Source organism: uncultured Oceanicoccus sp. (assembly GCF_963968385.1).
In the GTDB taxonomy this organism is placed as follows: domain Bacteria; phylum Pseudomonadota; class Gammaproteobacteria; order Pseudomonadales; family Dasaniaceae; genus Oceanicoccus.
On record NZ_CAXAHB010000010.1, the window covers coordinates 1 to 14,182 of the forward strand.

Annotated in this window: 13 protein-coding genes and 1 pseudogene; 3 read left to right on the top strand and 11 right to left on the bottom strand. The window is 46.8% G+C overall.

The features are described from left to right. From AACP44_RS02085 to ccmA, 11 genes and pseudogenes are all read right to left on the bottom strand, one after another. Nucleotides 1-288, bottom strand: a pseudogene (locus AACP44_RS02085) (hypothetical protein); the annotation flags it as partial. A 113-nt stretch (nucleotides 289-401) separates the two neighbouring features. Continuing rightward, on the bottom strand, nucleotides 402-3,908 hold the full coding sequence (gene smc / locus AACP44_RS02090; RefSeq protein WP_339338531.1) for a chromosome segregation protein SMC: 3,507 nt from the start codon (nucleotides 3,906-3,908) through the stop codon (nucleotides 402-404). Nucleotides 3,909-4,113: 205 nt separating this feature from the next. Continuing rightward, nucleotides 4,114-5,355 carry a c-type cytochrome biogenesis protein CcmI gene (ccmI, locus tag AACP44_RS02095; protein WP_339338533.1) on the bottom strand — a complete coding sequence of 414 codons (1,242 nt, stop codon included), beginning with the start codon at nucleotides 5,353-5,355 and terminating at the stop codon, nucleotides 4,114-4,116. Next, entirely contained in the window at nucleotides 5,348-5,833 is a 486-nt protein-coding gene (locus AACP44_RS02100; RefSeq protein WP_339338535.1) for a cytochrome c-type biogenesis protein, read from the bottom strand. The genes ccmI and AACP44_RS02100 overlap by 8 nt, the downstream gene beginning before the upstream one ends. After that, on the bottom strand, nucleotides 5,826-6,401 hold the full coding sequence (locus AACP44_RS02105; RefSeq protein ID WP_339338537.1) for a DsbE family thiol:disulfide interchange protein: 576 nt from the start codon (nucleotides 6,399-6,401) through the stop codon (nucleotides 5,826-5,828). Before AACP44_RS02105 ends, AACP44_RS02100 begins: the two co-directional genes overlap by 8 nt. A 1-nt stretch (nucleotide 6,402) precedes the next feature. Continuing rightward, nucleotides 6,403-8,391 carry a heme lyase CcmF/NrfE family subunit gene (locus AACP44_RS02110; protein ID WP_339338538.1) on the bottom strand — a complete coding sequence of 663 codons (1,989 nt, stop codon included), beginning with the start codon at nucleotides 8,389-8,391 and terminating at the stop codon, nucleotides 6,403-6,405. Between the two features lie 22 nt (nucleotides 8,392-8,413). Further along, nucleotides 8,414-8,869 (bottom strand): cytochrome c maturation protein CcmE, encoded by a 456-nt coding sequence (ccmE, locus tag AACP44_RS02115; protein ID WP_339338540.1) that lies wholly within the window; start codon nucleotides 8,867-8,869, stop codon nucleotides 8,414-8,416. Between the two features lie 2 nt (nucleotides 8,870-8,871). Next, entirely contained in the window at nucleotides 8,872-9,066 is a 195-nt protein-coding gene (gene ccmD, locus AACP44_RS02120; protein ID WP_339338542.1) for a heme exporter protein CcmD, read from the bottom strand. A 1-nt stretch (nucleotide 9,067) separates the two neighbouring features. Then, entirely contained in the window at nucleotides 9,068-9,811 is a 744-nt protein-coding gene (locus AACP44_RS02125) for a heme ABC transporter permease (RefSeq protein WP_339338544.1), read from the bottom strand. 151 nt (nucleotides 9,812-9,962) lie between these two features. Then, nucleotides 9,963-10,661: a heme exporter protein CcmB gene (ccmB, locus tag AACP44_RS02130; RefSeq protein WP_339338546.1), complete on the bottom strand. Its 699-nt coding sequence runs from the start codon at nucleotides 10,659-10,661 to the stop codon at nucleotides 9,963-9,965. Nucleotide 10,662: 1 nt separating this feature from the next. Continuing rightward, the gene (gene ccmA / locus AACP44_RS02135; protein WP_339338548.1) at nucleotides 10,663-11,295 is read right to left on the bottom strand and encodes a cytochrome c biogenesis heme-transporting ATPase CcmA; all 633 of its coding nucleotides are present in this window, start codon (nucleotides 11,293-11,295) and stop codon (nucleotides 10,663-10,665) included. 16 nt (nucleotides 11,296-11,311) lie between these two features. Here ccmA and AACP44_RS02140 point away from each other — a divergent pair, with 16 nt between their 5' ends. From AACP44_RS02140 to AACP44_RS02150, 3 genes are all read left to right on the top strand, one after another. Further along, nucleotides 11,312-12,595, top strand: coding sequence for a flagellar hook-length control protein FliK (locus tag AACP44_RS02140; RefSeq protein WP_339338550.1), 1,284 nt, complete (start codon nucleotides 11,312-11,314; stop codon nucleotides 12,593-12,595). Next, a complete protein-coding gene (locus tag AACP44_RS02145) occupies nucleotides 12,592-12,891 on the top strand; it encodes an EscU/YscU/HrcU family type III secretion system export apparatus switch protein (protein WP_339338552.1) in 300 nt (99 codons plus the stop codon). Before AACP44_RS02140 ends, AACP44_RS02145 begins: the two co-directional genes overlap by 4 nt. 133 nt (nucleotides 12,892-13,024) lie before the next feature. Then, nucleotides 13,025-14,089, top strand: coding sequence for a helix-turn-helix domain-containing protein (locus AACP44_RS02150; protein ID WP_339338554.1), 1,065 nt, complete (start codon nucleotides 13,025-13,027; stop codon nucleotides 14,087-14,089). The last annotated feature ends 93 nt before the right edge of the window (nucleotides 14,090-14,182 follow it).

Sequence of the window (14,182 nt, forward strand, 5' to 3'; positions counted from 1 at the left end):
TTCTGACTCGCTACCAAACCCATCACCAACAGCCGGAGGGATATCTTTCATTAGAACATCGTGAAACGAAGCACCATCACTATGGCGCTCGACCGATCGACCACCACCATTAGGCAACTCACTAGAGCCCATATCATCAGCACCAGTGGAATTAAGAAATTGTTTATTGAGCGATATACGAATATTGCCACGCCGCTCATTACGCATTCGACGATAGCCATCAAGCAGCACCGCGATAATAAGCAGCACCCCTAAAATAATCATCCAGTCACGAATATTCAGTTCCATCGCAGCCTGTTAACCTTTATGTTTTATATCGTTTAACGTTATTTTATTAGCTGTGCAGATTGTCTATTGCTCACACGGTAATTTCAAGTCGTCTGGGTGGTTGCTTGGCCGACTTATAAGGCCGCCAATTCAGCCGCCTCATCAACATCCACCGTCACCAAACGCGAAACACCGGGTTCATGCATGGTAACACCCATTAACTGATTGGCCATTTCCATAGCAATCTTGTTATGCGTGATATAAATAAACTGTACCTGTTTAGACATTTCTTTCACCAGACGCACATAACGACCTACGTTAGCATCATCCAAGGGCGCATCAACCTCATCCAGCATACAAAACGGCGCGGGATTAAGCCGGAAGATAGAAAACACCAGTGCGATAGCCGTTAGCGCTTTTTCACCACCGGATAATAGCTGGATAGTGCTATTTCGCTTGCCAGGTGGACGCGCCATTATGGCAATACCGGTATCGAGCAAATCATCGCCAGTCATTTCAAGATAGGCCGTACCACCGCCAAAGACTTTCGGGAATAGCTCCTGCAAGCCGCTATTGACCTTTTCGAAGGTATCTTTAAAGCGTTGACGAGTTTCTTTATCGATTTTACGAATAGCGTTTTCAAGCGTGCCCAAGGCCTCTTCCAGATCATCGTTCTGGGCATCCAGATATGTTTTACGCTCCGACTGTGACTTATATTCATCAATCGCAGCCAAATTAATAGGACCAAGACGGGCTATACGGCGACCAATACTTTCAAGACTTTCATTCCAAACTTTTTCTTCAGCGCCCTCAGGCAAGTTTTCCAACACCGTTTCAAGGTCGTATTGCGTTTCAATCAACTGTTCTTCCAGAGTGCGGCGGCGCACGTGCAGACCCTGCACCTCAACCCGACCTCGCTCCAACTCACCACGAACCGACTGGACTCGCACTTCAATACTGCTACGCTTGCTTTCAAATTCACGCAAGCTATGCTCAACTTCATCGACACTGCGTCGCGCTTCTGCCAATTCTTGCTCTATCACCAAACGCGTTTCCAGCTGCGTTTCCAGCTCTAGCTTCATTGCTTCAATGGGTGCATCGGCACTAGCAATACCTTCTTGCAACGAGGTGCGACGACCCTCCAGCTGCTGCACCTGATTGCGAGTACGTTCAATATTCTGAGTCATTGAATCTAACTGAGCACGCAGTGATTGATGGCGCATCGCTAACTGATGAGCTGAATCTTTATCATGACGGGCACTTTGACGAGCTTGATCCAGCACCCTGCGGCACTCATCACGCCGAGCCAATAAAGCTTCCCGCTGGCTAGAGTCTCGCTCCATGCCTTCAATTGCGGTCGACAAAATCATCCGTGCTTCGCTGAGGCTTTCTTGCTCGGCTTGAAACTGCTCACGACTTTCATCAATTTCAGTATTTATACGATCGCGACGAGAACCAATCTGCTCAACCCGAACTTGTTTAGCACTTAATTCTGAACGCAGTTCATTATGCTGACTATTTTGCGATTGCACCGTGCGCTGCAGTGTCTCGCGCCGGCCTTCAAGCTCCCGTAATGATTGCTGGCTTTCGGTTAATAATGTATCTAGAGTTTCTACCTGCTGTTCAATATCAGCAATGCTAGCGGTGAGTTCTTGCAACTCTTGCTGACGCTGAAGTACACCAGCTTGTTCATCAGAATCTTTGGCAACCCGTAACCAGTTACAACCAATCCACAAACCGTCTGCCGTGACAACGGATTCGTTGGCGGCCAATTTTGAACGCAGCGCAAGCGCTGAAGATAAATCAGCGGCCGTATAAATACCGGCCAATAAAGTTTGCGCCTGTTGACCGCTTTCAACTTTACTCGCCAAGGTTTCGGCAATGTCACTAGCGGCAAATGCGGCAGCACTATTATCTAACAGGGTAATACTGCCTTGCTTTAATGTTTCAGCTAGCTCAGCAACCACGTCGATACCATCAACACAAACTGCCTGCAGGTGATCACCCAAAACGGTTTCGACTGCCTTTTCCCAACCGCTAGCAATTTTAAGGCTTTGCGCTAAACGAGCTTTGCCATCTAAACCATTGGATTGCAACCAATCACTGATAGCACCCTGCTGTTGACCCAAAGCCGCTTGCTGTAAAGCTTCTAAGGACGCATAGCGACCACGCTTGCTTTGCAACTCACTTCTGATTTTGTCTAACTCATCAGCCAGAGAAGTATTTTTCTCACGGTAGCTATTAATTTGTTCCGATTGATCATCCAGCTTTTGCTGCTGCTCTTCAGCTAACAATTCGGTTTCAGCTAACTGTTCACTAAGCAGCTCAATTTCTTGCTCAACGGGGCCTGCGCTCAGCTCGGACTTTTCTTGTTCCAGTTTTTCAATACGCTGTTGGATACGTTGCAAGGCTTGCTCTAAGTGCTGAATACGAGATTGCTGGACTTCGGCTTGCTGGCGTGGCTCTAAAGCTTTTTGATTGAAATCATCCCATTCTTGCTGCCATTGCTGCATCGCCTCTTCGGCACCCAATAAGATAGCCGCAGTTTCCTCTTCCGAACCTTGCGCTATTTCAAGCTCAGGCTGAATATCTTCCAACTCAGCACCCCAACGCTGCTGGTTTTCACTATCAGTCACCAAGTGCTGTTTGGATTCCTGATAGTTCTGCTCGGTTTGCTGTAAATCTTCTTTCAACTGTCGACTACGTTCCTGTTGATGCTGAATAGACTGCTCTGTGCGGGCAATTTCAGCGCCAACGCCATAGTAACGGGCCTGAACTTCATTGAACTTATCCATTAAGTCTGTATGCACATCACGGAACTTCTCAATATCAGCATCGACCGCGCGCTGTTCAGCAATGACCGCTTCTAGCTTCACTTCTAAATCGCGGATGGTTTGCTCGTAGTCTTTAACCTGCAGATCCAGACTCTTCCATTGCAAAGCTTGTAACTGAGCTTTCAGTAAACGCTCTTCTTTCTTTAACTCGGTATACCGTTCAGCAGCTTGCGCTTGACGCTGTAAATGCTGAAGCTGACGCTCTAACTCATCTCTCAAGTCAGTTAAACGCTCAAGGTTCTCCAATGTACGACGCATGCGATTTTCGGTTTCGCGACGACGTTCTTTGTATTTGGAAATTCCGGCCGCCTCTTCGATAAAGACGCGCAATTCTTCAGGCTTGGATTCAATCAAACGGGAAATCATGCCCTGCTCGATAATGGCATAACTGCGTGGGCCTAAGCCGGTACCGAGAAAAATATCAGTAATATCACGACGGCGACACTTGGTACCGTTGAGATAGTATTCAGAAATCGCTTCGCGGGTGACTTTACGGCGAATAGCTATCTCCGCAAAGCGGGCGTATTCACCGCCAACACTGCCATCGCTATTATCAAACACCAATTCAATGGAGGCTTGACCCACGGGCTGACGATTGACCGAACCATTAAAAATAACGTCGGTCATGTTTTCGCCACGAAGATTTTTAGCTGAACTTTCACCCATGACCCAGCGCACCGCATCGATAATATTCGATTTGCCGCAGCCGTTAGGGCCAACTACACAGCCAAGATTGGATGGAAATGACACATTGGTCGGATCGACGAAGGATTTAAACCCCGCCAACTTGATGCTCTTTAGTCTCATTCTACTTTAACTTTAGAAGATAAGTAATTGTATTTATTAGAATAATTCAACTCAATAGCAGATTGATTTTCCACACCGCTAATGTCCCAGAAAACTCCGCACAGTGTATAGCTTTTAACAGGACAGGACTACGTTGATTGGACGGTTTTTTGGATTTTTTTTACTGCCGGCAAGCAGTCTTGTAGCACGACAACACACTCAAAGATTATTCAACCCATCGGTCAATCAGCAGGGATAAATTCTCAGCTGGAGCAGCGGTATTGACTGGCCCAAACAGACCCTCAATATCGCCAGGACCACGATTGGCAATACCGTTTCTGGAAACCCGCGCCACCAACTCTATCTGTTCGAAACCGGATAGCTTAAAACTGGGAGCCATGGCCATGCTGTCATCCAGAGTCACAGTGGTTGGCAAATCGGCCACCTTCATTTTAGCCACTGCCAGTGGCATACGAGGGCCAGCGATGGCACGAGCGTAAACATAAACCGAAGCCCCTTTATCGACGTTAATACCCTCACCCATTGCCACTCGCACCTGCAGACTAACTGTCGATTGCGCATCTGCAGCTGACTTCACCGCCACTTCAACACCACTTTCACCCAGTAATACTTTAGCCTGATTAATACCCGCCGTAATCATTTGGCGATTGGGTGATACCGGCCCAAGCATTGGCAACAATCGTTGCCAGTAATTAATGGCCTGCTGGAAATCGCCCTGCTCAAAAGAAGCAATACCCATCATACCCAGCACGGTTGTCTGCTGCGGGTTAATGGCTAAGGCTTTATCGGCAAGCGCTCTAACCTTAACTGTTAAGGTGCGATCAGATGACAGATAGAGTGCCTGTGCATACTGCGCCAATACAGCTGGGTTGTCGGGATAGATGTCAGATAAACGTCGATAAACATCCGTTGCCGCGGCATAGTTTGTCAAGCTCATCTGCGTGCTACCTAACAGCATTAGATAATCCGTATGTTGCGGATGCTGCTCAAGACGCTGATTAAGTTGGACGATTAACCGTTCTACTTCCAGCTCGGTGCTTTCACCGGCGGTCGTCTTTTGGCGTGCTTGCTCAAGAGTCTGGCTAATATCCCAATCCGCCTTGGCACCAGTTTGCTGATAGACCGGCCACGCTACCAGCGGAATGGATAAAGCTAGCAACACCATAACCACAGCTGAGGGCTTGCCCGTTAGCGCAGCGGTCGCTTCACTTCCCGCTGCAGCATCATCCAATAAACGACGCTCCAACTCGGTTTTTAACGACTGATACTCATCCTTACCAATCACACCTTGATTGAAATCATCCTCCAGTTCCTGCAAGCGATCTTTAAACAAAACGACGTTGATAGTGTTTCGCTTACCGCTTGGCGCACTGCGATTAAGCATTAGTGGCGACAGCACAAACAGCATCGCCAAAGCAACCAGCAATAACGCTACAAACTCAGGCATCGGGCTTATCCTTATCGTTTAATAATGCCTTTAGACGCTGTTGCTCATCAGCATCTAGCGCCACACGATTATCGGGTGCTGATAACAAAGGCCTTTGACGCTTAAATACCGTAATCAATACCAGCAAACCTGCTATTAGGAAAATCGCAGGTGCCAACCAAAGCACTGCCGTCTCGGCATTAAAGCGCGGGCGATACAACACAAAATCACCGTAACGATCGACCATAAATTCAACAATTTGCGCATCCGTACGGCCATCTTGAATCAGACGGTGTAATTCACGCCGCAAGTCTTTAGCAATAGGAGCATTAGAACCGTCCAGATTTTGGTTTTGGCATTTGGGGCAACGCAATTCATCGACAAACTGATGGTAGCGCTGGCGATCAATATCATTATCAAAATCATAGGTTTCAACCACAGCCTGTGATAACGGAGCCAACAAACCCAGCAATAACAAACAATACTTCAAGCTAGACACCCCGCTGCGCTTGTTGCTCTGACTGTAATTGCCTGATTAAGGGCTTAAATTGCTGCTGCCATACCTGCTCATTGATCGGGCCCTGAAAGCGCATACGGACAAAACCGCGATGATCAATCACATAGGTTTCCGGCGCACCGGTCACCCCCATATCCAAACCGAGACGACCTTGTGGATCAAAAATATTGAAACGATAAGGATTGCCTTTTTCCGCCAACCAACGCTGGGCCGCCTGAGCCTGATCTTTATAGTTAACACCGTAAATAATAATGCCTTTTTCCGTCGCCAAATAATTTAAATAGTGATGCTCAATATGGCAGGAAGGACACCATGTAGCCCAGACATTAATCAGCGCGATCTCACCCAGCAGATCTTTTTGCTGCAGCTGCACGGTGGTATCTTCCAATTTGGGTAAGCTAAAAGCCGGGAATGGTTTATTTGTCAGCGCCGAAGGCAAGGCTTGGGGATTATACTCACCCTGATCAATACGGCTGACCATCATATAAAAAAACAACGCCACAATAACGAAGGCGATTAATGGCAAAAATAATTTAACACGCTGCATCATCTTAAACCACTTGCTCAGCTGAAATTGATGGACTTGCAGCAAGCTGTTCAGCTTTGGCACGGAAACGATAACGTTTATCCGCTGCTGCCAAGGCAGCACCAAAACCCATCAATAAAGCGCCCAACCATATCCAGCGCACAAAGGGCTTGTAGTGCACACGCACCGCCCAAGCGCCTTCACCCAACGGCTCGCCTAGCGCGACATAAAGATCACGAAACAAACCATTATCAATGTCGGCTTCGGTCATAATTTGCCCTTGCTGGGCGTTATAGCGGCGTTTTTGCGGGTGCAGTATGTCAATGATCTCGCCCTTGGTGCTAACGCTTATAATCCCTTCATCACCTTGGTAATTAGGCCCTTCGATGATACGGGTACCTTGAAATTCAAATTGATAGCCAGCCAGTGTTAGTTGATCGCCGGGAGTCATACGAAGATCACGCTCAAGGCTATACTGACTGGTTAGGCAAACACCTAAAGCACATAAGGCAAAACCAATATGGGCGATAGCCATACCATAATAGGCACGACCCAAACGGGATAAGCCGGCTGACAGGTTTGAAGCATGGCGCAACTTTTCTTTTAGATTGGCAAAGATGGAAAGGATAACCCATGCGGAAAAACAGACCGCCAGTGCTGAGGCAATATTGTATTCCTCACCGTAAATCAGCGGAAATAAAACACCCACCACCACACTGACTGCGGCCGCCACCATTAACTGGACTGTTAAATAGGAGGCTTTGGTTTTTTTCCAACGAGAACTTGGGCCAGCTCCCATAAACAGCATCAGCATAGCCATCAATGGCACAAACACAGCATTAAAATACGGCGGGCCCACCGAGTATTTACCCAAACCCAAACCATCCATGATCAGCGGAAATAAAGTGCCGAATAGCACCGTCAGCGTAGCGGCCAGAAATATCACATTATTAACCAGTAATAACATTTCACGAGATAGCCAATCGTAATGACTTTTGCTGGCCACTGTCGGCGCACGAAGCGCATATAAGGTTAATGAGCCTCCTGTTACCAAGACCAAAAAGCCTAAAATAAATAAACCTCGCTCGGGATCAGCGGCAAAGGAATGCACCGAGGTCAGTACACCGGAGCGCACTAAAAAAGTACCCAACAAACATAAAGAGAAAGCAAAAATAGCTAGCAGCACCGTCCAGCTTTTAAACACCCCACGCTTTTCTGTTACCGCCAGCGAGTGAATTAACGCCGTACCCACCAACCAAGGCATAAAGGATGCATTTTCGACCGGATCCCAAAACCACCAGCCGCCCCAACCAAGTTCGTAATAGGCCCACCAGCTACCGAGACCAATACCTATAGTTAAAAAAGCCCAAGCCATATTAGTCCAGGGCCGCGACCAACGAGCCCACGCCGTATCGAGGCGACCACTACTTAACGCAGCAATAGCAAAGGCAAAGGCGACAGAAAATCCTACATAACCAAAATACAGCATCGGCGGATGGATAATTAAGCCAAAGTCTTGCAGCAAAGGATTTAAATCGCTGCCATCGGCCGGTGCATTGGGCAAATGACGATCGAAAGGATTAGAGGTCAGTAGTGAAAACAACAGAAACCCAACCGAGATCATACCCATCACTGATAGCACTCGGGCCAGCATATCGACAGGCAGTTGCCGACTAAATATTGCAACCGCCAAACTCCATATCGAAAGAATCAATACCCACAACAGCAAAGAGCCTTCATGGTTACCCCATACCGCGCTGAGTTTATACATCCAGGGCAGCTGGCTGTTGGAATGTGTAGCCACCAACTTAACGGTAAAATCATCCTGCAAAAAAAGATAACTCAGAACAACAAAGGCAATGGCGATAAAAGTAAATTGGCCGGCAGCCAATGAGCGACTGATGGCCATCATATGATGATTACCTGTTAAAGCCCCCCATAGGGGTACAGCCGATTGTAATAACGCCAGACACAGGGCAAGGATTAAAGCAAAATGTCCGTATTCAGGAATCATTTAAGCATCTCATTAGGCAATATCAGTCAGTGGTTTTTTTTTCGAACCTGGCCGCGGCATCTAATGCAGACTGCACTTCGGGAGGCATATAGTTTTCGTCGTGCTTGGCCAGTACTTCAACAGCTTGAAAAACACCACTATCGTCCAGTGCGCCGGAGGCAACCACACCCTGCCCCTCATCAAATAAATCCGGCAGGATACCGGTATAAACCACCGGCAGCTGCGCTTGGTAATCAGTGACGATAAAATCGACCCGCAAGCTTTTGGTATCACGCTTAACACTGCCCTCCAACACCATACCCCCAGCCCTGATCGATGCACCAACTGGTGCTTTGCCCGCTGCAATATCGGCAGGAGAATAAAACAAATTAATATTCTCACGCAGTGCAAAACTTGCTAGTGCCACAGCCATAGCCGCACCAAATATAATAAACAGCACAACTATCAAACGCTGTTTTCTTAGCGGATGCATTGCCATGATTAACTCTCTGCCTGCTGACGGGCGCGCTGTTCACGTTTTATCAGCATGGCCTGCTCAGTAAAGAATGCTCTATTCTTACGCAGCGGTGCAACAACCAGACCAACCATGACCACCAAGCTAATCGCATAAACCGACCAGACAAAAATGCCATGACCCTGCATCGACATAAACGCTGCCAAGCTATCAAACTGCATATTAGTTTAACCTCCTGACAACTAAGTCTTTTACCCACTGGGTATTGCGCTCGCGCAGCAAAATCTCACTACGGCTATGCAACAATAACAACAATAGGTAAAAACAATAAAAACCAGCGATCATCACTAATAGTGGCTGTAACATAGCGGAGTGTATCGTCGACTCTTCCGTCAGCTTTAAGGTGGCTGGCTGATGTAAACTATTCCACCATTCTACCGACCAATAGATAATCGGAATATTCACGGTACCCACCAAACTTAATACCGCACAGGCTTTACTGGCCGAAACATGATCTTCAAAGGCTTGATAAAGCGCGATTACTCCCAGGTAAAGAAAAAACAAAATTAGCATAGACGTGAGTCTGGCATCCCAAACCCAGTAGGTTCCCCAAGTAGGCTTACCCCAAAGCGCACCACTGACCAAAGAGATAAAAGCCATACCCGCACCAATCGGCGCGGCACATTTCATAACCACTTCGGCCAGCTTCATTTTCCAGATAAGGCTAATCGCCGCCGCAAAGGCCATTAACATATACCCCGCCAACGCCACCACTGAGGCAGGCACATGCACGTAGATAATCCGGTAGCTATTGCCCTGCCTAAAATCAGCTGGGGCATAGGCCAAGCCCCAAACAGCGCCTATAACCAATAAACTGCTCGCCAATAGAGCAATCCAAGGCAGCCACTGACCACTGATTTGATAAAACCAGCGCGGCGAGCCCATTTTATGGAAAAAAGTCCACATAATATTTAACTATATCCGTTAAAAATGACAGTGATTAAGCGGCGGCCATTATACAAGAAACCGCCACAGCTGATACGTTGATTAATCTGTGTTTGTACGAGTTGATTTGGCAGCCGGCTTAACCCAGTATTTAATAGCTGATACAACCTAGCTAATTATCAGCACTAATTTTGAGGCTGGCCGCGATAGCCACAGGCGCCAACGTAACCGCCAACGCCAAAAAGGCACCCAATATCGCTAACTGCCCCGCATAATCCAAACCACCAACAGCGGCCTTTACCGCAGCTACACCAAAGATTAAAACGGGTATATATAACGGCAAGATAATTAGCGATAGCAATAACCCCCCCTTTCGCAACCCTACGGTTAAGCCTGCACCAATAGCACCAATAAAACTCAAGGTTGCCGTACCAATGGCCATCGCAAATACCAAGGCGGTCATGCCATTCGAAGGCAGATGCAGCAACAAAGCCAAAAGCGGAGACAATAAGGTTAACGGCAGTCCCGTTAATATCCAGTGCGCCACGGTTTTAGCTAACACTTGGATATATAGCGACACCGGACTGATTAGCATTAACTCCAAACTACCATCATCAAAATCACTGCGGAATAAAGTATCGCTAGCCAGTAAACAGGCCAACAAGGCCACCACCCATAAAACACCCGGAGCTAGCACAGCCAACTGCTTTGGATCTGGACCGATACCAAGGGGAAATAAGCAACAAACCATTAAAAAAAATGCCAGTGGATTGATAAAATCACTGCGGCGACGAAAGGCTAATAATAAATCGCGCTTTAAGGTCGCCAAAAATGCCGAACCGAAGGCAGGTGCTGGCTGTAGACCTTCCATGCTATTGACCTCCCAAGCGGATAGACTTGATCGAGGCATCTATCTCCAACTCGTGATGGGTCGTCAAAACCACCGTGCCGCCCTGCTTGGCATAATCGACTAACCACTGCTCCAACTCAGCCACACCCTGCTTATCAATCGCCGTAAAGGGTTCATCCAACACCCATAGCGCCGCATGGCCAAGGAATAATCGTGCCAGACCAACCCGCTGACGCTGACCCGCCGATAGGGTGAAACAGGCGGTATCTTCATAGCCATATAGCCCCACCTTCTCTAAGGCCGCAAGAATCGCCTTATTCGCTTGGCTATCCTGCAAACCTTTGAGAGATGCATGCCATTGTAAATTCTCGCGCGGAGTTAAAACGACCTTAACCCCTGGGCTATGGCCTAGATAAACTAATTGAGAGTGAAAGTCAGCCTTCACCTGATTAACCGGTTCGCCTCGCCATAGAATATTACCGGTATAACGAGATGATAGGCCGCATAACACCCGCAGCAGCGTAGTTTTACCACTGCCATTGGCGCCTTCAACCCGATAGATATGACCCGGCTCAACGCTGAGATTCAGGCCATCGACCAGCAATCGACCATCGCGCTCACAACACAGATCAGTAGTAGCTAATAAAGCAGTCAAACGAGTCTCAGTCCCAATGGTAATAAATCGGCAAAAATATCTGCAAAGTTTTTCTTATAGCGGCCGCTATAGTAACAATGAACGCCGTCATCAATATAGTTTTTTACACTCAAGCAAACTTCCCGCGCCCTTTATCTATGCGCGTGGACGCTATTATATACATAATCCTATGGCCGTGACCGTGGATTCATTGATTAATCAGCCTGCCCCTCTGCCACCGACAGCGGGGGTTGATATGGCGGCCACTGCAAAGATGAGTAGGTTTGCAGCAGTGGCAAAATTCGGCTCACCAAGCAATAACGAACAACCACCGAAAGTAAAAGCCAACGCCAACCAGCCCTTGTTAACACAGGGCATTCGGCAAGCTCTGCCGCAACAACAACCGTTACGCAACCTATTGCCACTGATCCAACAGATTGCACAACAGTCACCTCAACAGGCTAGCAATCAGTTATTAAAAAATCTCAATACTTTGCTACAACAATTCCTCACTTCACAACAGGCAGCTCAACCAAAATCGTTACAGCAGGCGTTAATAAATAACGGTATTTTTTTTGAAGCCAAAATCGCCCAACAACGGCTCAAAGCCAACGCCGGTAACAGTGCAACAAGATCATCAACTGCCATTAACTCTCTGATTAATCAGGATTTAAAAGGCTTGCTGCAACTTATAGCCAGACAGCTGGCTAAAAGCGGCATGAACAGCAACACTAATGTAACCGGCCAACACCCCTTAACATCACCTTTAAGCGCTGAAAATTCTACAGCCGCCAGCCAGACCAACGCCGAGCACAGCATCGATATCTTACTCAGACAACTCAGCAGACAACTACTGGCAAGTCTGGCAAGAACTCAACTCAATCAACTGGAAACACTAGCCGCCAGATCAGCCAATACAGCTGACAACCAAGGCCCGATCAATAGCTGGACCTTGGAACTCCCCATCATTCATGGCAAGAATATCGACAGTCTTGAATTACGCATCGACCAGTATTTAATCGACGATGAAGAGCCGGACGACATCACCAAAGGCAAAAAGCAATGGACGGTTATGCTGGCTTTTGACCTTCACGCTTTGGGTAAAATAAATATACAACTTAACATTATAGAAAAATCCGTTTCTGCCACTGTCTGGTCACAACTAGAAAACACACACCGCGAAGTTAAACAACAGGCCAACCATTTAAGCAACAACCTGAAGAAAATCGGTGTCAATGTAGAACAATTAGACTGCCAACTTGGCTTACCACCCAAAAGCCATTTACTGATCTATCAACAACTGGTGGACGTAACAACATGAAACAGACTGACAAATCTTATAAAAAGGCCGCAGCCCTGCATTATGATGGCAAAAACGCCCCCAAGGTAACGGCGGCTGCCAGCGGCATATTGGCGCAGGAGATTATTGAAATGGCGCGTCAACATGATATTCCGCTGTTCGAAAATCAAGCTTTGTTAGATCTGTTGGTGGATATAGGTATTGGTGAGGAGATTCCAGAGACGCTTTATTTATGTATCGCTCAAGTGATTGCCTTTACTTACCAGCTACAAGGTAAGTTTCCCCAAGGGTGGGATCCATTCACGCAGAGTACTTGATCTTAATAGCTGCCGGCATACCAAATACAAGCACCTACCAATAGTCTCAAGCCTAACTAAAACTTGGTTACTACCAACAAATACTTTACCATTAGCGCCTACCAATAATGCTAAAACAACCTCTTAGACATTTATGAACACTACACATCCCAGTGTCCCTGCTCACTTCGTAAACAAGATGTTGACTATTGCCGCTGAACACAACTGTGATGTGGATCAACTGTTGAATAGTATCGGCCTTAAATCCAGTGACATTGAAGCTGGAGCTTCTATCACGACGCTCCAATACGGTGAGCTTCATCATCATATTATCGAGTTGGTGCAGGATGAGTGGTTTGGTCTGTTAAGCGGTGGTTCAGTGCCCAAAGGCGCTATTCGCCTGTTATGCCAAAGTGTTGTTCACTGTAAAGACCTGAACCACGCCATTAATCGAGCCGGTGATTTCTTCGAACTGTGTCGCGGCTTTAAAGTAAAACCTATCATTGAAATGGATGGCGATTGTTTTCTTTCCAAAAGCGCCAAACTGGACTGCATTAAACAAAATGAATTTGATAAATTGATCAAATTCACATCACCCGATACGGCTCGCTCCACATTATCGGTATGGCATGGCTTTTACAGCTGGCTGATTGGCAAACACATCGTTATCGAAGATATTTATTACAACTTTAGTGATGACAGGAATAAATCAACCAACAACAAAGAAAAATATCGCCAACACTACGATCAGGCATTTATCGGGCATCGCATTCATAAAAAATATCTGAGCTATCCGATTGTCCAAAATGAAAATAGCGTCGAAGACTTTATGCGCAAAGCGCCCTATTACGGGCTAATCAAAAGAGACTCTAATGAAAGCTTAGCCCCTTATGTAAAATCATTACTCGCCAAAAGCATTGGCGAAAACCTGCCTAGCGCAACAGTAGTGGCAGACGCTTTCAATATGTCCGTTACCACTTTGCATCGCCGACTTGCTAAAGAAAAATGCAGTTTCCAGCAACTAAAGGATGAATCGAGAATGGAGGCCGCCATTCACTATTTAAACTGCCCCGATATCAGTACCACCGCTATTGCAGATTTATTAAGCTTCGAAAACTCAAGTACCTTCTATCGCTCCTTTAAAAAATGGACTGGCCTGCCTCCCGGCGAATATCGCAAACAAATATTGGATAAATCCAACCTCAAAGATTCAGTTTAAACAGCCGCAGACCGCTAATGATATGGGCTTAACCCTGATTATTGCCCCAAAAGTCGCCGAATATTGATTCAAATTGTAATAATCATTGCTATG